Here is a 24,664-nt window from a genome sequence, read left to right on the forward strand (position 1 = left end):
CGACTCCTCGCGCCGGCGTCGCGCGGCGTCAGACCCTGCGCAGCCGGGGAAAGACCGGTGCCGCCGCCAGGAACACCAGCGCGACCAGCACGAACGGCCAGGTGAAGGCGTGGCCGCCGGACGGCGCGAAGAGGGCGGCCAGCGCCGGGCGCAGGAAGGTCGCGGCCACCGCCCCGGCCACCGCGTACGCCAGGCTCCAGGCGTCGGCGACCAGCACCACCCCGCACAGCGCCATCGTCACCAGCACGGCGTTGTAGCCCGCCACGCCCTCGGCCACCTGCTCCGCGGGTGTGCCGAGGGCCCACGCGGTGAGCAGGCCGACCAGGCTGCCGACGCAGGCCAGCGCCCCCGCGCGGCGGCCGGCGAGGAAGAGGCCGAGCAGGAATATCAGGCCGACGTACCACTGCGGCATGAAGAAGATCTGCCCGATGTTGGCGAAGAAGCCGTGCCACAGGTCGGTGAAGGTGAGGGAGACCGGGCCGTCCGCGGCGCGGGGGAGCGCGGCCGGGCCGGCGTCCTCGTGCCAGACCCGCCGGAAGCCGGGCGCCGCGATGGTCAGCGCGCTGGCCGTCATGCAGAACGGCAGGGTGAAGGTGGGCAGTTGCCAGGTGGCGAGCAGGCGGGCCACGGCGGCGGTGAGGACCGTGACCAGCGCGGCGGCGGCCAGGGCGAGCAGCGCGGTGGACAGGTGACGGGCGCCGAGGAGGACCGCGCAGCCGACCGCCACCAGGCATGCGTTGAAGCCTTCCAGGCCCGCGGTGATCCGGTCCCGGTCGACGCCCAGCAGACGGGCGGAGGCGGTGCCGGCGGCCGTGCCGGCCAGCCCGTACAGGCCGAACTCCCAGCCCGCCGCGCACAGGCCGGCCGAGAACACCACGCCGGTCAGGGCGTTCGGCACGAAGTCGACCTGCGCCTGCCCCCGCAGCACCTCGACCACGAACCCCATGGACCGGGCCCGGAAAGGGCCGTTGATGGCCGTGCCGCACTCGCGCACGCCGCCTCCTGCTCGAACGACGGGCTCACGCCCCCGGCCCCTGTTCGCCAGGGGCCGGGGCACTTTACAGCGGCCGGGCGCGGTCCGTCGGCGGGACGAGCTCGGGGTGGTGCAGCGCCAGTCCGTCCACCAGGGCCTGGAGACCGGTCTCGAACGCGCCCTCGTCCACCTGGCGCTGGTGTTCCGCGAGCAGGTGCGCCTGCCCGAGGTGCGGGTAGTCGGCGGGGTCGTACGCGCCGGGGTCGTCGACGAAGCCGCGGGCGAACGAGCCCAGCGCGGAGCCCGCGACGAAGTAGCGGACCATCGCGCAGACCCGGGTGGCCTGCGCGGGCGGCCAGCCGGCCTCCACCATGCCGCCGAACGCCGCGTCGGCCATCTTCAGCCCGGCCGGGCGGCGCCCGGGGCCCTGCGCGAGGTACGGCACGACATGCGGGTGCGCGGCCAGCGCGGCGCGGTAGGACCGGGCCCAGCCGAGCAGCCCGGTGCGCCAGTCGCCGCCCTCGAACGCCGCGACGTCGACCTCGGCGATGACCGTGTCGGCGACCGCGTCGAGGATCTCGTCCTTGGTCGTGAAGTGGTTGTACAGCGACGGCCCGCTGACGCCCAGCTCCGCCGCCAGCCGCCGGGTGGAGAGGGCCGGCAGCCCCTCGGCGTCGATCAGCTCCAGCGCCGTGGCGACGATGCGCTCGCGGCTGAGGAGGGGCTTGCGGGGTCGGGCCATGACGCACATAGTAGAGGCTGCCCAGCGAAAACTAGCAGTGCTAATTAAAGGCGTCGGTGAGATGCCTCCGCGCTGCTCACGCCCATGAGGGGACCGGGATGGATCTGGAGCTCAGCGCGGAGCAGACCGCGGTACGCCGGCTCGCCAGGGACTTCGTCGACCGCGAGGTCGCGCCGTACGCCGCCGCCTGGGACCGCGCGGAGAAGGTCGACCGCGCCCTCGTCAAGAAGCTCGCCGGCCTCGGCTTCCTCGGGCTCACCGTCCCCGAGGAGTACGGCGGTTCGGGCGGCGACCACCTCTCGTACGTGCTGGTGACCGAGGAGCTGGGCCGCGGCGACTCCTCGGTGCGGGGCATCGTCTCGGTCTCCCTGGGGCTGGTCGCCAAGACGATCGCGACCTGGGGCGACGAGGAGCAGAAGCGCCACTGGCTGCCGCGGCTGACCTCCGGCGAGGCGCTCGGCTGCTTCGGCCTGACCGAGCCGGGCACCGGCTCCGACGCCGCGAACCTCGCCACCCGCGCGGTCCGCGACGGGGACGAGTTCGTCATCGACGGCGCCAAGATGTTCATCACCAACGGCACCTGGGCCGATGTCGTGCTGCTCTTCGCCCGCACCGGCGACGCCCCCGGGCACCACGGCATCAGCGCCTTCCTGGTGCCCGCCGACAGCCCCGGCCTGGCGCGCCGGGAGATCCACGGCAAGCTGGGGCTGCGCGGCCAGGCCACCGCCGAGCTGGTGTTCGACGGCGTACGGGTCCCGGCGTCCGCGATGCTCGGCCCGGAGGGCAAGGGCTTCTCGGTCGCGATGTCCGCGCTGGCCAAGGGCCGGATGTCGGTCGCCGCCGGCTGCGTGGGCATCGCTCAGGCCGCGCTGGAGGCCGCGCTCGGCTACGCGGGCGAGCGCGAGCAGTTCGGCGGCCCCCTCGCGCGCCACCAGCTGGTGCAGGAACTGCTCAGTGACATCGCGGTGGACGTCGACGCCGCACGGCTGCTGACCTGGCGGGTCGCCGATCTGATCGAGCGCGGCGAGCCGTTCGCCACCGCCGCCTCGCAGGCCAAGCTGTTCGCCTCCGAGGCCGCGGTGCGGGCCGCCAACAACGCCCTCCAGGTCTTCGGCGGCTACGGCTACATCGACGAGTACCCGGTCGGCAAGCTGCTGCGGGACGCCCGCGTGATGACCCTCTACGAGGGCACCAGCCAGATCCAGAAGCTGCTCATCGGCCGGGCGCTGACCGGGGTCTCCGCCTTCTGACGGCGCCGCCCCGGCCCGCCCGCGACCGCCCGACCGGACCTAAGCGCTTGCTCAGTGCCGCGGTATGGTGTTCGATCCGTCTGAGGAACGTCCCTGGCGGGTCGAGGAGCGGGGTGCGCGATGGGTGCGGCGGCACAGCAGGCTGCGGAGGAGAACGAGGAGTGGGCCGGGGTGACCCCGGACGCCGCGCGACGGCTGGTCAGCGCGGCCGTCGAGGCGTTCGCCGAGCGCGGCTACCACGCCACCACCACCCGTGACATCGCCGGCCGGGCCGGGATGAGCCCGGCCGCGCTCTACATCCACTACAAGACCAAGGAGGAGCTGCTCTACCGCATCAGCGGGATCGGCCACGAGAAGGCGCTGCGCATCATGGGCGCCGCCGCCGAGGCCCCGGGCAGCGCCCCCGAGCGGCTCCGCGACGCCGTCCGCACCTTCGCCCGCTGGCACGCCGAGCACCACACCACCGCCCGGGTCATCCAGTACGAGCTCCAGGCGCTGAGCCCGGAGCACTACGCCGAGATCGCCGGGCTGCGCCGGCAGACCGACCGGCTGCTGCGGCAGATCATCCAGGACGGCGCGGACAGCGGCGCGTTCCGCGTCGACGACGTCCCGGGCACCACCCTGGCCGTGCTGTCGCTGTGCGTGGACGTCGCCCGCTGGTTCTCCGCGGACGGCTCGCGCACGCCCGACGAGGTCGGCGCGCTCTACGCCGACCTCGTCCTGCGGATGGTGGGCGCCCCGCCGCTGCCCGCTACAGGTAAAAGCGGCTGACCGTCTCCGCCACGCACACCGGCTTCTCGCCGCCCTCGCGCTCGATCGTCACGACCGTGGTGAGCTGCACCCCGCCCGTGACCTCGGCGACGTCCGCGATCCTGGCCGTGGCGCGCAGCCGCGAGCCGACCGGCACGGTGGCGGGGAAGCGCACCTTGTTGGTGCCGTAGTTGATGCCCATCTTCACGCCCTCGACCCGCATCAGCTGCGGTACCAGGGCGGGCAGCAGCGACAGCGTCAGATAGCCGTGCGCGATCGTGGTGCCGAACGGGCCGGCCGCGGCCTTCTCCGGGTCCACGTGGATCCACTGGTGGTCGCCGGTGGCGTCGGCGAACAGGTCGACCCGCTTCTGGTCGACCTCCAGCCAGTCGCTGGTGCCCAGTTCCTCGCCGACCGCTCCGCGCAGTTCGTCGAGCGATCCAAACACTCGGGGCTCTGCCATCTCCGCCTGCCTCCCTGGGATCCGTCCGCCGCCGTCGTCCGGTACCGGACGACTGTTACTAAGCGCTTGCTCAGCATGCGGAGTGCGGGCACCCCCTGTCAACGCCCGGGCGACCGCGGACACGTTCTAGGGTTGGACCGTGCCCCAGCTTCCGTACAAGGTTCACGAGCTCACCGTCGGCCAGCTCTCCGCGCGCAGCGGCGCCGCGGTCTCCGCGCTGCACTTCTACGAGTCCAAGGGGCTGATCAGCAGCACCCGGACGGCCGGCAACCAGCGCCGCTACACCCGCGACGCGCTGCGCCGGGTGGCCTTCGTCCGGGCGGCGCAGCGGGTCGGCATCCCGCTCGCGGTGATCCGCGACGCGCTGGCGGAGCTGCCCGACGAGCGGACCCCCAACCGCGACGACTGGGCCCGGCTCTCCCAGGTCTGGCGCTCCGAACTGGACGAGCGGATCAGCCAGCTCGTCGAACTGCGCGACCGGCTGACCGACTGCATCGGCTGCGGCTGCCTCTCGCTGCAGACGTGCGCGCTGTCCAACCCGTACGACAACCTCGGCGAACAGGGGCCCGGCGCACGGCGGCTGCGGGTCGACCGCAGCGCCAAGGACCCCGGCGGCACGGACGACTGACCGCCGGCGCGCCCGCCCCGCGGCGGGACGGGCGCACGCGCACCGGGGCGGGTGTCACCACACGGACGGGGTGCGGGCCGCCCACGGGCGGGCCTGCTCCAGCTGCGCGGACAGCGCGATCAGCGTCGCCTCGTCGCCGTAGCGCCCGCCCAGCATCACCCCGATCGGCAGCCCCTCGGTGTTCCACTGCAGCGGGACGTTCACCGCGGGCTGGCCGGTGGCGTTGTAGAGCGCGGTGAACGGGGTGAAGGCCCCGATGGCGGCGAACTCGGCCTGCGGATCGGCGTCGTCGCGCAGCGCGCCGACCGCCACCGGAGGCGCCGCCACGGTCGGGCTGAGGAGCACGTCGTAGCCGCCGCCGGCCGGCATCAGGCCGTCGGCGAGGGCCTGGGCGAGCGTGCGGAAGGCGTACATCGCGCGCGCGAAGTCCGTGCCGGCGACGTCCGCGCCGCGGCCGCGCAGATAGCGGCTGAGCGGCATCAGCAGCTCCTCGCCCGCCGGCGGCACCGGCCGGATCGCGGCCATGACGGACCAGACGCGGGTGAACGCGAGGCGGATGCCGTCGTCGGCCGGCAGCGTCAACTCCTCGACGTGGTGGCCGAGTCCGGTCAGCAGCGCGGCGGTGTCGGCGGTGGCCGCGAGACAGTCGGGGTGCACCGTGACGCCCGGTATCGGGGCCTGGTCCAGGACCGCGATCCGCAGCCGGCCGGGGTCGCGCAGGGCGTACGAGGCGAACGTCTCGCCGGCCGGCGGCGCGGGCGCCGCGTACGGGTCGCCGGGCATCGGGCCCGCCATCACGTCCAGCAGGGTGGCCGCGTCGGCGACCGTGCGGGCCAGCGGGCCGGACGTGGACAGGCCCGTCACGTCGTGCAGCAGCGGGCCGCCGCTGATCCGGCCGCGGCTGGGCTTGATGCCGTACAGCCCGCACACCGACGCAGGAATCCGGATCGAGCCGCCGCCGTCGCTGGCGTGCGCGACGGGCGCCAGCCCGCCGGCCACCGCCGCGGCCGCCCCGCCGCTGGACCCGCCGGCCGAGCGCGCCAGGTCCCAGGGGGTGCGGGCGGGCGGCGCGACGCCGTTCTCGGTGTAGCAGGGCAGGCCGAACTCGGGGGTGTTGGTCTTGCCGAGCAGGATCGTGCCGCCCGCGCGCAGCTTGGTCACGACGTGGTCGTCGACGTCCGGTACGTACCCGGCCAGCGCCCGCGACCCCATCGTGCAGCGCACCCCGGCGACCTGGTTGAGGTCCTTGACGGGCACCGGAACGCCGTACAGGGGCGGGAGTTCACGGCCCGCGCGGCGGGCCGCCGCGGCCTCGTCCTCGGCCTCCGCGGCCTGCTTGCGGGCGATCTCCGGGGTGCGGGTGATGAAGGCGCCCAGTGTGTCGTCGAGCCGGTCGATCCGCGCGAGGTAGTGCTCGGTGAGCTCGACGGGGGAGAGCTCACCGGACCGGATGCCGCGGGCCTGCTCGACCGCGGTCAGATCGTGCAGTTCGGCCATGGACGTCCACCTCTCCTGGGTACCTCCCCCGCCCTCGGGGGGCGCGGGGGAGTGCCGCACGGCCCTGTTGCCGTACGGGCGGCGGGGGCCGACGCCGTCCGGGGCGAATGCCGGTGCGGGTGGTCAGCCCGTGAACAGTTGTTTCAGTTTCAGGGTGAGTTCGTAAAGGCCGTAGAGGAACGGAAGGCCCACCCACAGCCAGGCCAGGACGAGGAGGAGGGTACGGCGGCCGGTCACTGGTCGGCTCCCTTCGGGCGGGCGGCTCCGGGCGCGGCGGCGGGGCGGTCCCCGGGCGCCGACTGCCCGGCGGGGGCGGGTGGTTCGTGGTGCCGGGGATGCACGGGGCGGACCAGCTCGTTCGCGGCGAAGCCCACCACCAGCAGGCCGATCATGATGAAGAAGGAGGTGGTGTAGAGGTCGGGGCCGCTGTGGCCGGCCGCCCCGGCGTCGTCGGCGACGGCGTTGACGATCAGCGGGCCGAGCACGCCGGCCGTGGACCAGGCGGTCAGCAGCCGGCCGTGGATCGCGCCCACCTGGTACGTGCCGAACAGGTCCTTCAAGTACGCCGGGGCGGTGGCGAATCCGCCGCCGTAGAAGGACAGGATCACCATGGCGCAGCCGATGAACAGCGGCTTGGAGGCATCGCCGGCCAGCGCGATCAGCAGGTACAGCAGGGCGCCGGCACCGAGGTAGAGGCGGTAGACGTTCTTGCGGCCGATCAGGTCGGAGGCCGAGGACCAGACGATCCGGCCGAGCATGTTGGCCAGCGAGAGCATGCCGACGAAGCCGGCCGCGGCCGAGGCGCTGACCGGTGCCGCGGTGTGCGCGAAGAAGTCGGAGATCATCGGCGCGGCCTTCTCCAGGATGCCGATACCCGCCGTGACGTTGGTGCAGAGCACCACCCACAGGCACCAGAACTGCGGGGTGCGCAGCGCCCTGCGGGCGGAGACCCGCGCAGTGGTCGCCGGGGCCCGGTCCGCCGGGACGCCCGCGGCCGGCCGGGCGGACGGCATCCCGTCATCGGCGGGCACCCGTACCAGCAGCACGCCCACCGTCATGAACACCGCGTAGGCCAGGCCCATGACCAGGAAGGTCCGCGCGAGGCCGGAGGCGTCCCGGCCGAGCGAGGCCAGGAGCTGGGTGGACCACGGGGAGGCGATCAGCGCGCCGCCGCCGAAGCCCATGATGGCGATGCCGGTGGCCATGCCGGGCCGGTCCGGGAACCACTTGATCAGGGTGGAGACCGGCGAGATGTAGCCGATGCCCAGGCCGATGCCGCCGACGAAGCCGTACCCGAGGACGATCAGCCAGTACTGACCGGTGGCCGCGCCGAGGGCGGCGATCAGGAACCCGGCCGAGAAGCAGACGGTCGAGACACCCATCGCCCAGCGCGGGCCGTTGCGTTCGACGAGGGTGCCACCGAAGGCGGCGGACAGCCCGAGCATCACGATCGCCAGCTGGAAGGGGAGCGCGGAGGCCGTCCCGGACAGCTGGAGCGAGGACTCCAGCGGCGGTTTGAACACGCTCCAGGCATAAGCCTGTCCGATGGCGAGGTGGATGGACAGGGCGGCGGGCGGGACGAGCCAGCGGCTCCATCCGGGAGGGGCGACGACGCGGGAGCGGGCGAGCGCGGACATGCGCGGAACGTACCCCGCGCGCCGCCCTCCCGGAAGGCCGCAGGGCCCAACTCCCGTGACCCCGTGCCCCGTACGGCGGCCCCGGGCCCGCCGGGGCGCCCGGTTCAGTCGCCGCGGCGCCGGTCGTCGCTGTCCTGGCGGAGCCGGTCGGTGTGGCGTGCGAGGTCGTCGATCCGCCCGGCGAGATCGGGGTGGCGCTCGCGCAGGTGCGGCCGGGCCGCGGTCAGCGGGTCGACCAGCCCGGCCGCGTCGTCGTCGCCGAGTGCCCGGCTGAGGTGCCCGACCGGGCCCTCGGCGGCGTCCGGAAGGTCGGTCAGGGCGGTGATCTGGCCGGCCAGCCCGCGCAGGTCGGCGGCGTTGTGCCGGGCCCACGCGGTGACGCTGCGGTCGGCGGCACGGCGGTCGCGGGTGGCCTTGACGCGCTGCTCGCCCGTGGTGTTGTCGGCGCCGGGACGCAGTCGGAGGTAGCGGCGTTCGGCGGCCTGGCGGCTGGCGACGCCGAGCGGCTCGGCGAGGTCCGCCCAGCTGGCGCCCGCCGCGCGGGCCGCCTCGATCAGCCCCGGCTCCCAGCCGGCCAGCCGCTCGCGCACCTCGCGCAGCAACAGCAGGGAGGCCAGCGCCTGCTCCGGCCCACTGCCGGCCGGCGGCGGCTGGCCCGTGTCGGCCTTCTGGGCGGTGCGCACCGCCCGTTCGATGTCCCGCAGTGCCGAGGCCGCGGCGAGAAAGGGGGCCGGGCCGGGGCCCGTTCCGTCGGACGGGCCAGGCGTTTCGCCGGTGGTCATCGTGGTCTCCTCCCGTGGGGGCGTCGTTCGCTGGTGGTCGTCGTGGGGGGGCGACCGTGACACGCACAGGATGTCATCACTCTGATGACGACTGCACTTGTCATCGATTGGATGACATGCTACAACGGAGTCAGGTGAAGCGCATTGGCAGTTGCTGCCTGAACCGTTGGAGGTGTTCGTGATGTTGATGCGCACCGACCCGTTCCGCGAGCTCGACCGGCTCACCCAGCAGCTCATGGGTACGTCCGGCACGTGGTCACGTCCTTCGCCCATGCCGATGGACGCCTATCGCGAGGGCGACGCGTACGTGATCGCACTCGACCTGCCCGGAGTCACGAAGGACGCGATCGACATCGACGTCGAGCGGAACATGCTGACCGTCCGGGCCGAACGCCGGCCGGCCGCCAAGCGCGACGACGTGCAGATGGAGCTGTCCGAGCGGCCGTTGGGCGTCTTCTCCCGCCAGGTCGTGCTGGCCGACACGCTCGACACCGAACACATCAGGGCTGATTACGAGGCGGGCGTGCTGACCCTGCGCATCCCGATCGCCGAGCGGGCCAAGCCGCGCAAGGTCACGATCGGTGACGGCGCGGCGCGCAAGGAGATCAGCGGCTGAGCGCCTCCGGGCGCCCTCCGTGACGGAGGGCGGGGAATCCTGTCCGTCCCCCCTTCGGCCCCGCCCTCCGCACGCCGCCGTACCCGCGGCCCCCGCCCGGCCGCGGCCCCCGTGGCCGACGCCCGCGCCGTCGGCCCTCCCGGGCGCGCCGGCCGGCTCTCCCGCTCCCGGCCGCGCGACCGACCCCCACCCCTCCGACGAGAAAGGCGACCGCAGCACCCATGGTCACCCAGTCCGAACCGACCCGGCCCGCACCGGCGATGACGTTCCTCCGGATGCTGGAACGGGTGCGGTACGAAGGGGCCTATCCCACCCGTGAACGCGCCGAGGAGGCCGTACGCGCCGTGCTGGCGGCACTGGGCGGACAGGTCACCGGCGACGAACGCGTCGCCCTCGCGGCCCGCCTGCCTGTCGAGGCGGCCCGGGAGTTCACCGCCCGGCCTCCGGCCCTCGAACGGCTCACCGGCTGGGGCTTCGTGAAGGACCTCGCCGAACGCACCGGCGGCACACCCGCGACCACCCGCTGGGACACCGGCTCCGTACTGTCCGTCGTCGCCGAACTCGCCGGTCCCGAGCTCCTCACCCGCATCCTCGGCCAACTCCCCGCCGGGTACGCGCTGTTGTTCGGGCGTGCCGAACTCGTCCAGGCCGCCTGACCCCTGGTGGCCCCCGGGCGCGGCGTCACACCCCGCGCCACCGCCGCCCGGCCGTCGCCGCCCGTACCAGCTGGGCGTTGTCGGTGGCCGGGCGGCCGTCGGGGAGCAGCAGGGTGTCCTCGATGCTGATCCGGGTGGCCAGGCCCCGCTCCCGGGCCGGCCGCAGCACCGGCCACGCGCCGCCGTCCGCCCCGTGCAGCAGCACCGGGCGGCCGTGGCCGCCCGCGGTCACCGCGGCCAGCAGCTCGCGCGCCGCGGCCGCCGCGGTGTCCGGGTCGGTGACGGTCACCTCGGCCAGCACCCGCAGTACCCGGTGCGCGAGCGGCGAGCGGGCGAACCGCTCCGGGCCGTCGGTGCCGGACCACAGGCCCGCCTCGACGCCGATGCCGCGCTCCAGCAGTGCCGCGGCCACCGCCTCCGCGCCCGGCTCGTGCCAGTGCACCGCGGCGATGGGGGTACCTCCCTGTTCGAGCGGAGCCGAGAACTCGGGGGAGGGCAGCACCGTCCAGGAGGCGATGCGCGCCACCCGGCGCGCGGGGCCGGGCTCGGCCCGGACGCCGGTCGGCACGCCCACCGGGACGTCCACCACCGCCCGGACCGCCGTCAGCACCGGGCCGACCACGCGCGGCGAGAGCGAGTCCCGGCCGCACGGCGTCCTGGGGTGGACACGGATGTCCGTCGCACCGGCCGCCACCGCCTGCCGCGCGGCCTCGGCGAGCGCGGCGGGCGACATCGGCACGGCACCCGAATCGGCGGCGTTCCGGCCGCCGTTGAGGCATACCTGCAGCATGGTCCGATGATGCCGGAGGGCTACGGCAACGCGGCGGCCGATGCGCCGGCCGCGGGGCCGCGGGCGGCTCAGGCCGCGGCGAACGCCCCCGCTCCGTGGGCGCCCCGCAGCGTCTCCGGTGTCAGGACCGAGACGGGCGCCAGCACCCCGCACTGCCCGCAGGCCGGCCCGGGCACCGGGACCTCCGCGGTCTCGGGGGGCCAGGCGAACCGGGTGGAGCCGCACACCGGGCAGTCGCCGCGCGGCCGTCCCGACTCCATCGCCGCGATCACGCGGTGCAGCACCACCGCGAGCCGGGCCGCCGGGTGCCGCTGCGGCGAGGCGCACGGCACGATGTCACAGCCGCCCCAGGTCCGGCGGTGCCAGTCGTCGAGCGCGCTGGGCTGCCGGATGCCGTCGTGCTTCTCCTTGCGGCGCCGGGCGGCGAATTCCTCCTCGTAGGCGAGCCAGAGGGTGCGGGCCTCCTCCAGCTCGGCGAGCGCGGCGACCAGCCGCTCCGGGTCCGGGGTGCGGTCGTACGTCGCGATACCGGCCCGGGTGCACAGATGGTGCCAGGTCGCCCGGTGCCCGTAAGGGGCGAAGCGCTCAAGGCACTTGCGCAGGGCGGTGCGCCGCTGCGTTGAGACGAGCCGTGGATTGCGAACCTGTTCTGCGAGGGCTCTGAAACCGGCCATTCCATCCCACCTCCGAGGGAGGACCCGACTGGACGGTGGTGGGACGTAGCCGATCACCACCTGGATCCATCGAACTTACGTGTGGTTCGGGTAGGAGTGTGCCCCGATGTCGCGGAGTCAACGGCCGGGCTTCTGTGGGGAATGCGAAAAGATGACTGTTGTTCATCTTCCGGCCGGGGATAACCGCCGGTAACGTCCCGCCCACCCTCCCCCGCGCCCTCACCGAGCAGGGGCCCCCTTCGAGGAGCAGGAATGCGACGACGTACCGGACGGCTCAGGACTGCCGCGGCGGCAGCCCTGTTCGCCCTGGGAGCCACGGTGCTGGCCCCGCCCTCCACCGTGGCCGCCGCGCCGAACGATGCCAACGACTACTGCCAGGGCCAGTGCGCCGACATCCTGCCGCCCGGTGCCACCGGCAACGCCACCCTGGTCGAGATCCTCGGCAACAAGCTGTTCGGCACCCACCCCGAGCACTCCACCGACCAACTCGCCCCGTACGGCGCGCTGGCCGCCGGCTACCCGTCGCTCACCGACGACACCCTGACGAAGTTCTTCAACGACGCTTCCTTCGGCGTGCCCGAGGACCAGGTCGGCAAGGTCACCGCGCCCCGCGACGACGTGACCATCACCCGCGACAAGAAGACCGGGGTGCCGCACATCAAGGGCACCACCCGTTACGGCACCGAGTACGGCGCCGGCTACGCCGCGGGCCAGGACCGGCTGTGGCTGATGGACCTCTTCCGGCACATCGGCCGCGGCGAGCTGACCTCCTTCGCCGGCGGCGCACCCGCCAACCAGGGCCTGGAGCAGGAGTTCTGGCCGCAGGCGCCGTACACCGAGAAGGACCTCCAGGAGCAGGTCGACTACATCAGGGACCACAACGGCGAGCGCGGCAAGCAGGCCATGGCCGACGCCCAGGCGTACGTCGACGGGATCAACGCCTACCGCGAACAGTCCAAGAACGGCCGCTACTTCCCGGGCGAGTACGTGCTCACCGGGCACGTCGACGCGATCACCAACGCCGGTGAGATCGAGCCCTTCAAACTCACCGACCTGATAGCGCTGGCCTCCGTCGTCGGCGGCCTCTTCGGCAACGGCGGCGGCGGGGAGGTCACCAACGCGCTGTCCCTGCTCGCCGCCCAGCAGAAGTACGGCGTCGAGAAGGGCACCGAGGTCTGGGAGTCCTTCCGCGAGCGCAACGACCCCGAGGCCGCCAAGACCCTGCACGACGGCCAGCGCTTCCCGTACGCCGTCAAACCGGCCAGGGCCAAGGGCGTGGCACTGCCGGACCGCGGCTCGGTCACCGCCGAGCCACTGGTGTACGACCGCACCGGCGCGGCCACCGTCAAGGGCGACAAGGCGCCGCAGGATCCCGTCAGGGCGCCCAAGAAGTACCGGAAGCTGGAGGGCCTCTTCAAGGACGGGGTGCTGCCCAAGGGCAGCTTCAACCCCACCCAGCACCGCGGGATGTCCAACGCCCTGCTGGTCTCCGGCAAGCACACCGCGAGCGGCCACCCCGTCGCCGTCTTCGGCCCGCAGACCGGCTACTTCGCGCCCCAGCTGCTGATGCTCCAGGAGATCCAGGGCCCCGGCATCAGCGCCCGCGGCGCCTCCTTCGCGGGCGTCGGGATGTACGTCCAGCTCGGCCGCGGCCAGGACTACGCCTGGAGCGCCACCTCCGCAGGCCAGGACATCACCGACACCTACGCCGTCGAGCTGTGCAACGCGGACGGCTCGAAGCCCACCAAGGACTCCACCTCCTACCGCTACCGCGGCGCCTGCGTCCCCATGGAGAAACTGGAGCGCACCAACTCCTGGAAGCCCACCGTCGCCGACCCGACGGCGGCCGGCTCGTACCGGATGCAGGTCTTCCGCACCAAGTACGGGACCGTCACCCACCGCGCCACCGTCGGCGGCAAGCCCGTCGCCTACACCGCGCAGCGCTCCACCTACCGCCACGAGGCCGACTCGATCATCGGCTTCCAGATGCTCAACGACCCCTCGTACGTACGCGACGCCGCGACCTTCCAGCAGGCCGCCCAGCACATCGGCTACGCCTTCAACTGGTTCTACGCCGACTCCCGCGACATCGCCTACTACAACAGCGGCCTCAACCCGGTCCGCAATCCCGACGTCGACCCGTCGCTGCCCGTCACCGCGGACGACGCCTACGAGTGGCGCGGCTACGACCCCGCCACCAACACCACCGACTACACCCCACCCGCCCAGCACCCGCAGTCCGTCAACCAGGACTACTACGTCTCCTGGAACAACAAGCAGGCCAAGGACTACGACTCGGCCGGCTTCGGCAACGGTTCGGTGCACCGCGCCGATCTGCTGAACGACCGGGTGCGCGCGCTGACCGCGGAGGGCGGGGTGACCCGGGCCTCGCTGACCCGGGCGATGTCCGAGGCCGCGGTCACCGACCTGCGCGGCGAGGACGTGCTGCCCGAACTCCTGCGCGTGGTGGGCAGCAAGCCGGTCACCGAGCCCGCCCTGAAGACCGCGGTGCAGCAGCTGGCGGCCTGGCGCAAGGACGGCGCCCAGCGCCGGGAGACCGCCGCGGGCTCGCACACCTACACCCACCCCGACGCGGTGCGCCTGATGGACGCCTGGTGGCCGCTGCTGGCCGAGGCCGTCTTCAAGCCCGGTCTCGGCGGCGACCTCTACGACGCGCTGAAGGCGGACCTCGCCGTCGACGAGTCACCGTCCGCGGGCCACGGACCGACCGGCGGACACGCCGGATCGGCCTTCCAGTACGGCTGGTGGAGCTACGTCGACAAGGACCTGCGCTCCGTCCTCGGTGACAAGGTCAACGGCCCGCTCGGGCAGCGCTACTGCGGCGACGGCGACCTGTCCGCCTGCCGTGACACCCTGCTGACCACGCTCCGGCAGGCCGCCGCCGCGACGGCCGAGCAGGTCTACCCGGGCGACGCCAGCTGCAAGGCCGGCGACCAGTGGTGCGCCGACGCGATCATCCACCGCGCGGTGGGCGGTCTGACGCACGACACCATCAGCTGGCAGAACCGGCCGACCTACCAGCAGGTCGTGGAGTTCCCGGCACACCGCTGACGCGCACCGGCGAAGGCCCCGGGGAGAGCCGCCCCGGGGCCTTCGCCCTCCCCGCGGGATATGCTGCACCGTCCTGAATTCCGGGGACGGGGAGGCGAGTAGGGGCGCATGACCTTGTCAGGTCCGCAGCAATACCCGACAGAGTTGCTCGACACCACCATGGACCAGCTGCGCACGCTGATCGTCGTCCACGAGGCGGGGACCGCGCTGCGCGCCGCCCGCCTGCTGGGCCGCGAACAGTCCAGCGTGCAGAAGCAGTTGGACACCATGAACCGCACCTTCGCGGCACTGTGCGGGGAGGAACTGGTCCTCAAACAGGGCCGGGGGCAGGACGCCCTGTTCACCGCGACCGGAGAGGCACTGGTCGGCCTGGCGCGGCGCACCCTCGACGCGTGGTCGGACGGGGTGCACGACGCCCGCCGCCGCCTCGGCCGGACGCTGTCGGTCGGCTCCACCCGCTACACGCTCGGCTTCCTGCTGGACGCCGTGGAACGCGTCAGCGAGGACTACGCCCGCGACCACGTCGACCTCAAGGTCACCCACGTCCGCACCGCTGACCTCTTCACCAAACTGCGCGCCAAGGAACTCGACCTGGTCTGCGGCAGCGTCGTCGTCACCGAAGGCCGGGAAGCGGAGCTGCTGGCGCCGTACGAGGTCATGGAATGGCGGCGCAGCGGCCTGTCGCTGCTGACGAACCTGCCACCGGACCGGCTCCCCGGCACGTCCTTCCGGGCCGCGGACCTCACCCGGCTGCCCCTGGTGCTCTCCACCCGCGGCCTCATCAGCCGCTTCCTGACCTCGTGGTACGGCCCCGACTACCGTCAGAAGCTGTCCGTGGCCGCCGAGATAGAGGCCGCGCACTACGGCTTCGAGCTGCTGCGCTCAGGGGTGGTGAGCGGCGCGATGCTGGTCACCCGGGGCATCGGGGAGGCCGCCGCGGACGGCCGGCTCCCGGAGGCCGGCGGACTGCGCACGGTGCGGATCGTCGGGGACGTCGGCCCGCGGACCGAGGTGCTGGTCGGGGTCTTCACCCGGCGCGGCGAACGGGCGTCCGCCCCGCCCGGCCACCCGCTGAACCTGCTGTGGGAGGCGCTGTCGCGGGAGAGCGGACCGTGGTGGCTGAGCTCGTGAGAGCCGGGCCTGAATGACCCATGTGGGTGATGTGCCAGGATCATCACGCTATGTAAGGTGTGGCCCCGGTGAGGGGGAGAAATGGCATCCATCTTCCAGAACTGCGAGGCAGCCGAGAGGAACCAGAATGCTTCCGCAGACACATTTGCCGCCAAGGCCGAGCGGGGTAATGACCTCGGGGCCCACATAACACCTGATGGGGCGAAGATTCCCCTCGTCCGCGTCTTTGAGGAGTTCATTTCTGCGGGGGATACTGTGACCGGTTCCAAGCGGAACTACGAAGCGTCCCTCAACAAGAACATCAAACCTTACTTCGGCGATCGGGATCTTGGTTCCGTGAATCCGGCTGATATTCAAGGCTGGCTCACATGGATGCGAGAGCAGGGTTACGAGGACTCCACCACGGTAGTTCGCTACAGGATCTTGAGCAGCGTCTTCAACTACGCGGTGAACCGCGAGTACATCGCCAGGAACCCGTGCCACCGAGTCAAGGTGAAGCAGGCGAAGGCTCTGCGCAAGTCCAAGAAGAAGATCCAAATCCCTACGTTGGAGGAGATCGGGCGGCTGGCGGTTGAGCTGCCCGAGCAGCTTCAGCTGCTGGCATGGCTCATGTGCGGGTGCGGTCTCCGCATCGCTGAGGCTCTGGCCGTCACCTCGGGACAATTCGACTTTGAGGAGGGAGTGCTCTACGTCGACCGTCAGATCGTGGCCGACGGGGAGAACGAGGAGCCCCGGACCCGTACTCAGCGGGCGCACACGCGTGGCAGGGGTCGCGCCCTTCGCATCCGCCACCTGAAGTGGCGGGAAAACGACGAAGGGCGCGAGGTTCCGCTCAGCTCCTCCGTCGGGCGCAAGGTCCAGGAGCACATCAAGCGCCACGGCACCTTCCGTATCGAGGAAGGGCGCAACAGAATCACCGGTGACTACCTCTTCACCAATATCAGCCGGACCAACATCATGTCCCTGGCCTATATGGACAAGGTGTGGGGTGCCGCGGTGAAGGCCGCGGAACTCAGTAGGTCGGTCAAAAAGCACTGGCTCAGGCACTTCTTCGCCTCCGCTGCCCTGTCCAGGGGCGTGGCCGTCAATGAGGTGGCCGAGTGGCTGGGCCACACTGACCCCAAGGTCACCTACGGCATGTACGCCCATCTGATGCCGGAAGCGCCGGAGCGTTTGCGGAGCGTGATGGACAGCATCTTCGAGGAACTCGACGGACCGTTCCTCGGGACGGCGGCTCAGCCCAGCCGCTCCACCGCCCGCACCACGTGCCCCGCGCCGTCCTCGGCGGTGACCAGCGCGGCGAGTTGCCGGGCGCGCTGCCGGTAGCGGGGCTCGTGCACGGCGGCGCGGACGGCGTCGGCGAGCCGCTCCGCCGACAGGTGGCGGAAGGGGAGCCGCGCGGGGCTGACGCCCAGGGCGGTCAGCCGGGACGCCCAGAAGGACTGGTCCAGCATCATGGGGACCGGTACCGCCGGCACCCCGGCGCGCAGCCCGGCCGCGGTGGTGCCGGCCCCCGCGTGGTGCACCACGGCCGCCGTCCGCGGGAACAGCCAGGAGTGCGGGACCTCGCCCACGGTCAGCACGTCGTCGCCCGCCACCGACAGCCCCGCCCACCCCGTCTGTACCACCCCTCGCACCCGGGCCAGCCGCAGCGCCCGGCCCACCAGGTCCCCGAGGCGTTCCGGGTCGGTGGCCGCCATGCTGCCGAAGCCCACGAACACCGGTGGTGGGCCGGCCCGCAGAAAGTCCGTCAGCCGGCCCGGCGGCGTCCACCCGGCGGGCTCCGCCGGCCACCAGTAGCCGGTCACCGCCAGCCCGGGCCGCCAGTCCGGCGGCCGGGGCACCACCGTCGGACTGAACCCGTGCAGCACCGGCCAGTCCGCGCGCCGCCGCCCGAGCGCGGCCCCGGTCACACCCAGCCGGCGCCGGAGGTGGCGCACCCCCGGGGCGAAGGCCACCGCCAGCAGCGCCTGCGCGCCCCGTGCCGCGGCCCGGTTGCCGTACGGCCCCCAGGACCGTGCGCCGACGAGGACCGGCGGGAACTCCCGGGTGGGCGCGAGGGGTTGCAGGAAGACGCCGAGGGCGGGCAGCCGCAGGCCCTCGGCGGCCACCAGCCCCAGGGGGGCCAGGCTGCCGGACAGCAGCAGGACGTCGGCGTCCGCCGCGCAGACGTCCGCCAGCGCGTCGGCCGCCCGGGGCGCCCACTCCCGGGCCAGCCGCAGCTGTCCGGCCGGGGAGAGGCCGGCGCCGGTGCGGCCCTCGGCGGCGAGGCGGTCCAGCGGCAGGGGACGGAAGGTGAGCCCGCCGTCCCGGACCAGTCCGGCCGAGCGGGCGTCCGCGGCCACCACGACCGTGTGCCCGGCGGCGTGCAGCCGGGCGCCGAGGCCGGTGTAGGGAGCCACGTCCCCGCGCGAACCCGCGGTGGCGACGATGATGCGCATGGCCGGGATGCCCCGCCTTCCTGGGTGAGGTGGTGAACGGGTGCCGCGGTCCGCGGGGGTGCGGCCGCCGGGTCAGTTCCGCCGGGCGATCACCCGGTAGGCGTTGGACAGCCGGGTGCGCCGGGCGAGCGGGGCCAGCAGCAGGTCGAGCCCGAACAGCGCCAGGAGCACCGGCGTGGCGGCCGCCAGGGCCAGCGCGCGGACCGCGCGCCGCACCGGGCCCGGGGAGGCCGGCAGCCACGGCAGGTCCGGGGGCGGCAGCACGGCCTTGAGCAGGTTCAGCGCCGCGGACGTCAGATCGGTGGGGACGTGCGGCTCGCGCCGGCCGGCGGACACGACGGTGAAGCCCTGCTCGGTCAGCGCGGTACGGAGGTTGTCCAGCGGGACGAGGTGGAGGTGCTGGGGCTGGAGCCACGGGCCCCACCACCGGCCGAGCAGCCGGGCCGCGGCGGACTGCGGGTCGGGCACCTCGATCAGCAGGTGGCCGCCGGGACGCAGGACCCGGTGCGCGGCGGCCAGTTCCCGCCGGGGCGCCGCGGTGTGTTCCAGGTAGTGGTGCATGCTCACCACGTCGTAGCGGACGGTCAGCCGGGCGGCGAGGTCCGGAAAGGGGCAACGGTAGGCCCGCTCGATGCGGCCGCTGCGCGCACCGCTCTCGACGCCCTCGCCCAGGTCGAGCCCGTGGAACGCGGTCCCCGGGTGGATCTTGCGGGCCTCGGCGCAGAAGTGGCCGTGGCCGGTGCCCACGTCCAGCCAGCGGGTCGGGCGGCCGAACGGCAGCAGCGCCCGGGCGCGCGACCGGTAGAGCCGGACGGCGAGCGGCGAGCCGGCCGTCCGCGTCATCGTCGACCGGCCCAGGCCGTCGTAGCAGTCGCGGTAGTAGAACTCCAGGCCGTCGTCGCCGAGCCGGGGGTTCTGGAACACGTGCCCGCAGTCGTGGCACGCGTCGAGCACGAAGTGCCCGGGCTTGCCCTGGAGGTGGTCGGTGGTGCGCAGCCGGCGCCGGAGGCGGGCGGAGCCGCACCAGGGGCAGGTGGTGCGCCGCGCCTCGAAGAACCGCCCGGTGCCGTCCCTCAGTTCGTCCTGGTAGCGCGGCCGCAGGGCGGCGACCCGGGCACGCCGGCCACCCCGGCCCGTCCGCCCGCTCATGACGAACTCCGCCCGGCGGTGGCTCTCCTGGGCACGCGATGTCGTCCGCCGGGGGCCGGGCGGGACGCCGAGAAGCGGCGCACACACGGCCGCTCGACGCCCGTGTACAGCAGCCAGGAGGCCGCCAGCGCGCAGGGCAGCCCGACGAGTACGGCCGCCGGCCGGCTCCAGCCGAGGGCGGTCAGGCACACGCACACCACGCCCAGCACCAGGAAGTGCACCAGGTACAGGGCGTAGGAGAGCTCCCCGAGGAGGACCAGCGGCGGGGTCCGCAGCAGCGAGGGCCGGCCGCGCAGGTCCAGCTCGGCGACCGCATGGACCAGCAGGACGAGCGGCAGCGCGGTGGCGGCCGCGTACATGTAGACGTACGGCAGGAAGGCCGAGTTGACCAGCACGGTGCTGATCACGCCCAGTGCCGCGGGCAGGACGGCGAGGCGCGGCAGCCGCAGCCCGGTCGCCCGGATCCGGGCCGCCATCATGCCGAGGACGAATTCCGGCAGGCGGGCCGGCGGCAGCAGGTACACGAACCAGTAGCCGGTGAAGAACGAACCGTCGCGGGCGACGACCGTCTGGCACAGCAGCGGCCACGCCCAGACCAGCGCGAGGGCGCCGGCCGCGCCGGCCAGCAGCCCGCGGCGGGACAGCCGCGCGACCCAGGGCCGGAGCACCGGGAAGAGCAGGTAGAAGAACATCTCCGCGGCCAGCGACCAGGAGACGGGGTTTCCCGCGGAGACGAAACCGCGGTCGGGCACCCAGGTGTTCACCAGGAGCAGGGCGGCGAGATGGTCCACCACGCCGGGGGCGTGCGCGGCCGCGGTGCCGGCGCAGGCGAGCGCGACCATGACCACGCACCAGGTGAGGGCGTGGTTGGGCAGGATCTTGGCGGCCCGCCGACGCCAGAAGGCCCGTGCGGTGTCGTCCGGCCGCGCCGAGTGCATCAGCACGTATCCGCTGAGGACGAAGAAGAGCGAGACCGCGCTCGCGCCCACCCACACCTGCGGGCCGAGCCGCGTGGCGAGCCGTGGATCGGTCAGCAGCGCGCAGTGGGTGAAGACGACCCCGCCCGCGGCGGCGAACCGCAGACCGGTCAGCGAAGGCAGTCTGGCGGGGCGGGGCCCGGGGCCGGACGACGACCGGGGGAGTTGACGCATGCATGGCCTCCTGCGAAAGCGGAGCCCAGGCCGATGACCGCCACTCACCTGCGGAATGACGTGCGAGGGGGCCGCCCTGGACCGGTGTGCACGACTGATCGGTCTCCGTGCAACGGAATGGGCGGCCCCTCGCGCGGATGGCTCGATTGACCCACCGCGGCACACCCCCGGCATAGGGGAGGCGGACCTATTTCACCCGTACGGCCCAGCCGGCCCGAGGAGGGCCTCGGCCGGCGCGTCACGAGGTGTCAGGAGGCGTGCGGATAGCGCAGGTACGTGGCCCGCACGGCGCGGAACGCGGTCAGGGCCGGCTGCCAGGCGGCGACGATCTCCTCGGTGCCCGCGCCCGCGTCGATCATCGTGCGGACCGTGGCGGAGCCGGTGAGCCGGTCGATGCCGTTGTCCGGCCGCCAGGCGAAACCGCTCCAGACCCGCTTCGCGGTCACCAGCAGCGCGATGCCGGTGCGCACCGGGTCGAACGCCTCCCGGTCGTGGACGTGGAGCTGGACGCCGCCGATGGTCCTCCCCTGGAACTTGGAGAAGGTGGGGGCGAAGTACGCCTCCCTGAAGTGCACGCCGGGCAGGGCGAGTTCGTTGGCGGCGGCGGCCCAGCGGTGGTCGACGCCGTCGGCGCCCAGCAGCTCGAAGGGGCGGGTGGTGCCGCGCCCCTCGGACAGGTTGGTGCCCTCGAAGAGGCAGGTGCCCGGGTAGACCAGGGCGGTGTCCGGGGTGGGCATGTTGGGGCTCGGGGGCACCCAGGGCAGCCCGGTCGCGTCGTGGAAGTCGCCGCGCCGCCAGCCGGACATCAGGACGGTCTCCAGCTCGACCGGGCGTCCCGCCGCCTTCGGCACGAACTCGCCGTTGAACAGCAGCGCCAGCTCGGCCACCGTCATGCCGTGCGCCTGCGCGATCGGCTCCCGGCCGACGAAGGAGGCGTACGCCTTGTCCAGCACGGGGCCGGTCGCGGCGCGGCCGGTGATCGGGTTGGGGCGGTCGAGGACCACGAAGCGCTTGCCCGCGAGGACGGCCGCCACCATGCAGTCGTAGAGCGTCCAGATGTAGGTGTAGAAGCGCGCGCCGACGTCCTGGATGTCGAAGACGACGGTGTCCACGCCGGAGGCGGTGAAGATGTCGGCGAGGGCCCGGCCGCTCTTGTTGTACGTGTCGTAGACCGGCAGCCCGGTGGCCGGGTCGTCGTAGCGGCCCTCGGAGCCGCCGGCCTGCGCGGTGCCGCGGAAGCCGTGCTCGGGGCCGAAGACGGCGGTCAGGCGCACCCGGTCGTCGGCGTGCAGGACGTCGACGATGTGCGCGACGTCCTGGGTGACGCCGGTGGGGTTGGTGACGACGCCGACCCGGCGGCCGGCCAGCAGGCGGTAGCCGTCGGCGGCCAGCCGATCGAAACCGGTGTGCACCCGCCGTCGGCGGTGGCCGGGCGCCGGGCCGGCCGCCCGGGCCGGTGCCGCGGCCGCGGTCAGGGTCGCGCCGGCCGCTCCGGTCGCGGCCAGATGCCCCAGCAGCAGGCGTCTCGACAGAGCCATTCCGCACACCTCCGTGATCACAGGAACGACCGGGTACGTGTCGTGCGCACGCTAACGCGCCACGGCGCGGCGGGGAACATGCCGTGCCGCGGCGGAAACCGGCTCTTCCGCTGGGACATACCGACTGGTTAGTCTGCCCTCGGCCGATCCGAGCGACCGAGGGAGACCCAGCAGTGGAAGCCGTCAGGGACAAAGCCGTCGTCGTGACCGGGGCGGGCGGGGGGATCGGCGCCGCCCTGGCCCGCCGGTTCGCCGCCGAGGGCGCCCGGGTCGTGGTCAACGACCTGGACGAGGCCAAGGCCCGCAAGACCGCCGAGGAGATCGGGGCGCTCGCGGTCCCCGGCGACGCCTCGGCCGTCGTCCCGCTCGCCCGCGAGGCGCTCGGCGGCGCGGTCGACATCTTCTGCGCCAACGCCGGGGTCGGCACCGGCGGCGGCCCCGAAGCGCCCGACGAGGACTGGGCGCTGGCCTGGGACGTCAACGTCATGGCCCACGTCCGGGCGGCGCGCGAACTGGTGCCGGAGTGGCTGGCGCGCGGCAGCGGACGCTTCATCTCCACCGTCTCCGCCGCCGGACTGCTGACCATGGTCGCCGCGGCCCCCTACAGCGTCACCAAGCACGGCGCGTACGCCTTCGCCGAGTGGCTCTCGCTGACCTACCGGCACCGCGGCATCGACGTGCACGCCATCTGCCCGCAGGGCGTGCGCACCGACATGCTGGCCGCCACCGGGACCGCCGGGGACCTCGTGCTGACCCCCACCGCCGTCGAGCCCGAGGACGTCGCCGAGGCGCTCTTCACGGCCATGGCCGAGGGCCGCTTCCTGGTGCTGCCGCACCCCGAGGTCGCGGACTACTACACCGCGCGGGCCGCCGAGCCCGACCGCTGGCTCGGCGGGATGAACCATCTCCAGCGCAAGCTGGAGCAGGCCGAGGGGCGCGCCTAGGACGCTGTGGGGTGGCGCCCCGGCCGGGCCGGGACGCCACCCCACCGCACCTCAGGTGTTCCCCGGCAGGGATGATCCGGCGATCAGGAAGAAAGGGCCGCACCCGATGACCTCCTACCAGGACAAGCCGTGGCTGGCGCAGCTCACCGAAGCCCAGCGCGCCCCCGTCCAGCCGCCCCCCTCGACGCTGCACGCCTTCCGCGCGGCGGTCCGGGCCGTTCCCGACCGCACGGCGCTCGCCTACTTCGACGGCCGGCTGTCCTACGCCGAGGCCGACGCGCTCTCCGACGGTGTCGCCGCCCACCTCGCCGCACGCGGGTTCCGCCGCGGCGACCGGGCCGCGGTCATGCTGCAGAACACCCCGCACTTCGTGCTGGCCCTGCTCGGCGTCTGGAAGGCCGGCGGGGTGGTCGTCCCCGTCAACCCCATGTACAAGTCGGCCGAGATGCGGCACATCCTGGACGACGCCGAGGTCACCGCCGTCATCTGCGCCGACCGCACCTGGGACGGCTTCCTGCGCGCCACCGCCGCGGAGGCGCCGTCCGTACGGCTCGCGCTCACCACCTGCGAGCGGGAGCTGCAGACCCGCGACGACGCCCGGGTGCTGCGCGGTGAGCCGCTCGGCCCGCAGGAGGGCGCCGACGACCTGCTCGCGGTGGCCCGCGAGGCCGGGCGGCTCCGCGCGGCGCCCACCGATCCCGGACTCACCGCCGACGACATCGCCCTGATCAGCTACACCTCCGGCACCAGCGGCACCCCCAAGGGCGCCACCAACACCCACGGCAACATCGCCTACAACGCCGAGCGCCAGCGCACCGGCCTCGGCCTGTCCGAGGGCGCCACCTACTTCGCGCTCGCCCCGCTCTTCCACATCACCGGCATGGTCTGCGAACTGGCCGCCTGCGTCGCCAACGCGGGCACCCTCGCGCTCGCCTACCGCTTCGAGGCCGGCGTCGTCCTGGACGCCTTCCTGGAGCACCGGCCCGCCTACACCGTCGGCCCCTCCACCGCCTACATGGCGCTGATGGCCCACCCCGGCGTCACCCGCGACCACTTCGCGTCCTTCGAGACGCTGTCCTCCGGCGGCGCGCCGCTGCCGCCCGCGCTGGTCGAGAAGTTCCGCGCCGACCTCGGCCCGTACCTCCACAACGGCTACGGCCTGACCGAGTGCACCGCCCCCTGCGCCAGCGTCCCGCCCGGCAAACAGGCGCCGGTCGACAAGGTCTCCGGGACGCTCGCGGTCGGCGTGCCCGGCCCCGACACCGTCGTCCGCATCATCGGCGAGGACGGCCGGGACCTGCCGTTCGGCGAACCGGGCGAGATCGCGGTGCGCGGCCCGCAGGTCGTCCCCGGCTACTGGCGCCGCCCCGACGCCACGGCCGAGGCCGTGCCGGACGGCGAACTGCGCACCGGCGACATCGGTTTCATGGACGCCGACGGCTGGCTCTACGTCGTCGACCGCAAGAAGGACATGATCAACGCCGCCGGCTTCAAGGTGTGGCCGCGCGAGGTCGAGGACGTGCTGTACAGCCACCCGGCGGTGCGTGAGGCGGCGGTCGTCGGGGTGCCCGACGCCTACCGTGGCGAGACCGTCAAGGCGTACGTCAGCCTGCGCCCCGGCGCCGCGCCGCAACCCGCCGAGCTGGCCGCGTACTGCAAGGAACGGCTCGCGGCGTACAAATATCCCCGTGAGGTGGAGATCCTGGCAGAGCTCCCCAAGACCACGAGTGGCAAGATCCTCCGACGGGAGCTGCGCCACCGCGCATGAGGTACGACGAAG

The 24,664-nt window shown here is 73.4% G+C and carries 23 protein-coding genes; 10 read left to right on the forward strand and 13 right to left on the reverse strand.

Annotated features, from left to right (window positions below; genetic code table 11):
* Positions 1 to 28: 28 nt before the first annotated feature.
* Complete coding sequence (locus SL103_RS10835) at positions 29 to 994, reverse strand: urea transporter (RefSeq protein ID WP_347877839.1); 966 nt, start codon at positions 992 to 994, stop codon at positions 29 to 31.
* 64 nt (positions 995 to 1,058) lie between these two features.
* Positions 1,059 to 1,715 (reverse strand): TetR/AcrR family transcriptional regulator, encoded by a 657-nt coding sequence (locus tag SL103_RS10840; protein WP_069568652.1) that lies wholly within the window; start codon positions 1,713 to 1,715, stop codon positions 1,059 to 1,061.
* 98 nt (positions 1,716 to 1,813) lie between these two features.
* Here SL103_RS10840 and SL103_RS10845 point away from each other — a divergent pair, with 98 nt between their 5' ends.
* Positions 1,814 to 2,965: an acyl-CoA dehydrogenase family protein gene (locus SL103_RS10845; protein WP_069568653.1), complete on the forward strand. Its 1,152-nt coding sequence runs from the start codon at positions 1,814 to 1,816 to the stop codon at positions 2,963 to 2,965.
* Positions 2,966 to 3,085: 120 nt separating this feature from the next.
* On the forward strand, positions 3,086 to 3,736 hold the full coding sequence (locus SL103_RS10850; RefSeq protein ID WP_069568654.1) for a TetR/AcrR family transcriptional regulator: 651 nt from the start codon (positions 3,086 to 3,088) through the stop codon (positions 3,734 to 3,736).
* On the opposite strand, the gene SL103_RS10855 is transcribed toward SL103_RS10850, so the two are convergent.
* On the reverse strand, positions 3,717 to 4,178 hold the full coding sequence (locus SL103_RS10855; RefSeq protein ID WP_069568655.1) for a MaoC family dehydratase: 462 nt from the start codon (positions 4,176 to 4,178) through the stop codon (positions 3,717 to 3,719). The two genes, SL103_RS10850 and SL103_RS10855, sit on opposite strands and share 20 nt — an antisense overlap.
* 139 nt (positions 4,179 to 4,317) lie before the next feature.
* Between SL103_RS10855 and soxR the strand changes: the two genes are divergently transcribed.
* A complete protein-coding gene (gene soxR, locus SL103_RS10860; RefSeq protein WP_069568656.1) occupies positions 4,318 to 4,806 on the forward strand; it encodes a redox-sensitive transcriptional activator SoxR in 489 nt (162 codons plus the stop codon).
* Positions 4,807 to 4,860: 54 nt separating this feature from the next.
* Here soxR and SL103_RS10865 read toward each other — a convergent pair whose 3' ends face one another.
* The 4 genes from SL103_RS10865 to SL103_RS10875 all read right to left on the reverse strand — a co-directional run bounded on the left by SL103_RS10865 (position 4,861) and on the right by SL103_RS10875 (position 8,722).
* Complete coding sequence (locus tag SL103_RS10865) at positions 4,861 to 6,303, reverse strand: amidase (protein WP_069568657.1); 1,443 nt, start codon at positions 6,301 to 6,303, stop codon at positions 4,861 to 4,863.
* A 123-nt stretch (positions 6,304 to 6,426) separates the two neighbouring features.
* A complete protein-coding gene (locus SL103_RS39515) occupies positions 6,427 to 6,540 on the reverse strand; it encodes an MFS transporter small subunit (protein WP_432215347.1) in 114 nt (37 codons plus the stop codon).
* Positions 6,537 to 7,940, reverse strand: a complete 1,404-nt coding sequence (locus SL103_RS10870; RefSeq protein WP_069568658.1) for an OFA family MFS transporter — start codon at positions 7,938 to 7,940, stop codon at positions 6,537 to 6,539. Before SL103_RS10870 ends, SL103_RS39515 begins: the two co-directional genes overlap by 4 nt.
* Positions 7,941 to 8,044: 104 nt before the next feature.
* Entirely contained in the window at positions 8,045 to 8,722 is a 678-nt protein-coding gene (locus tag SL103_RS10875) for a type III effector protein (protein WP_069568659.1), read from the reverse strand.
* 181 nt (positions 8,723 to 8,903) lie between these two features.
* Between SL103_RS10875 and SL103_RS10880 the strand changes: the two genes are divergently transcribed.
* Together SL103_RS10880 and SL103_RS10885 are read left to right on the forward strand one after the other, a co-directional pair.
* Positions 8,904 to 9,338 carry an Hsp20/alpha crystallin family protein gene (locus SL103_RS10880; RefSeq protein ID WP_069573609.1) on the forward strand — a complete coding sequence of 145 codons (435 nt, stop codon included), beginning with the start codon at positions 8,904 to 8,906 and terminating at the stop codon, positions 9,336 to 9,338.
* Positions 9,339 to 9,559: 221 nt separating this feature from the next.
* Positions 9,560 to 9,994 carry a DUF2267 domain-containing protein gene (locus SL103_RS10885; protein ID WP_069568660.1) on the forward strand — a complete coding sequence of 145 codons (435 nt, stop codon included), beginning with the start codon at positions 9,560 to 9,562 and terminating at the stop codon, positions 9,992 to 9,994.
* A gap of 25 nt (positions 9,995 to 10,019) precedes the next feature.
* Here SL103_RS10885 and SL103_RS10890 read toward each other — a convergent pair whose 3' ends face one another.
* Entirely contained in the window at positions 10,020 to 10,784 is a 765-nt protein-coding gene (locus SL103_RS10890) for a 3-keto-5-aminohexanoate cleavage protein (RefSeq protein ID WP_069568661.1), read from the reverse strand.
* 68 nt (positions 10,785 to 10,852) lie between these two features.
* Positions 10,853 to 11,458: a hypothetical protein gene (locus SL103_RS10895; RefSeq protein ID WP_069568662.1), complete on the reverse strand. Its 606-nt coding sequence runs from the start codon at positions 11,456 to 11,458 to the stop codon at positions 10,853 to 10,855.
* Between the two features lie 252 nt (positions 11,459 to 11,710).
* On the opposite strand from SL103_RS10895, the gene SL103_RS10900 reads away from it, so the two are divergent.
* The 3 genes from SL103_RS10900 to SL103_RS10910 all read left to right on the forward strand — a co-directional run bounded on the left by SL103_RS10900 (position 11,711) and on the right by SL103_RS10910 (position 16,987).
* Positions 11,711 to 14,530: a penicillin acylase family protein gene (locus SL103_RS10900; RefSeq protein ID WP_069568663.1), complete on the forward strand. Its 2,820-nt coding sequence runs from the start codon at positions 11,711 to 11,713 to the stop codon at positions 14,528 to 14,530.
* A 108-nt stretch (positions 14,531 to 14,638) separates the two neighbouring features.
* The gene (locus tag SL103_RS10905) at positions 14,639 to 15,661 is read left to right on the forward strand and encodes a LysR family transcriptional regulator (RefSeq protein ID WP_069568664.1); all 1,023 of its coding nucleotides are present in this window, start codon (positions 14,639 to 14,641) and stop codon (positions 15,659 to 15,661) included.
* An 81-nt stretch (positions 15,662 to 15,742) separates the two neighbouring features.
* The gene (locus tag SL103_RS10910; protein WP_069568665.1) at positions 15,743 to 16,987 is read left to right on the forward strand and encodes a tyrosine-type recombinase/integrase; all 1,245 of its coding nucleotides are present in this window, start codon (positions 15,743 to 15,745) and stop codon (positions 16,985 to 16,987) included.
* On the opposite strand, the gene SL103_RS10915 is transcribed toward SL103_RS10910, so the two are convergent.
* From SL103_RS10915 to SL103_RS10930, 4 genes are all read right to left on the reverse strand, one after another.
* Entirely contained in the window at positions 16,897 to 18,102 is a 1,206-nt protein-coding gene (locus SL103_RS10915) for a glycosyltransferase (protein ID WP_069568666.1), read from the reverse strand. The genes SL103_RS10910 and SL103_RS10915 overlap by 91 nt on opposite strands.
* 72 nt (positions 18,103 to 18,174) lie before the next feature.
* Positions 18,175 to 19,251, reverse strand: coding sequence for a class I SAM-dependent methyltransferase (locus SL103_RS10920; RefSeq protein ID WP_069568667.1), 1,077 nt, complete (start codon positions 19,249 to 19,251; stop codon positions 18,175 to 18,177).
* Complete coding sequence (locus SL103_RS10925) at positions 19,248 to 20,402, reverse strand: acyltransferase family protein (protein ID WP_069568668.1); 1,155 nt, start codon at positions 20,400 to 20,402, stop codon at positions 19,248 to 19,250. The genes SL103_RS10920 and SL103_RS10925 overlap by 4 nt, the downstream gene beginning before the upstream one ends.
* Positions 20,403 to 20,650: 248 nt before the next feature.
* Positions 20,651 to 21,940 (reverse strand): exo-beta-N-acetylmuramidase NamZ family protein, encoded by a 1,290-nt coding sequence (locus SL103_RS10930; protein ID WP_069568669.1) that lies wholly within the window; start codon positions 21,938 to 21,940, stop codon positions 20,651 to 20,653.
* A 173-nt stretch (positions 21,941 to 22,113) separates the two neighbouring features.
* Between SL103_RS10930 and SL103_RS10935 the strand changes: the two genes are divergently transcribed.
* Together SL103_RS10935 and SL103_RS10940 are read left to right on the forward strand one after the other, a co-directional pair.
* Entirely contained in the window at positions 22,114 to 22,884 is a 771-nt protein-coding gene (locus SL103_RS10935; protein WP_069568670.1) for an SDR family oxidoreductase, read from the forward strand.
* A gap of 106 nt (positions 22,885 to 22,990) precedes the next feature.
* A complete protein-coding gene (locus SL103_RS10940; protein ID WP_069568671.1) occupies positions 22,991 to 24,652 on the forward strand; it encodes a class I adenylate-forming enzyme family protein in 1,662 nt (553 codons plus the stop codon).
* Positions 24,653 to 24,664: the final 12 nt, after the last annotated feature.

Source organism: Streptomyces lydicus, from assembly GCF_001729485.1.
In the GTDB taxonomy this organism is placed as follows: domain Bacteria; phylum Actinomycetota; class Actinomycetes; order Streptomycetales; family Streptomycetaceae; genus Streptomyces; species Streptomyces lydicus_D.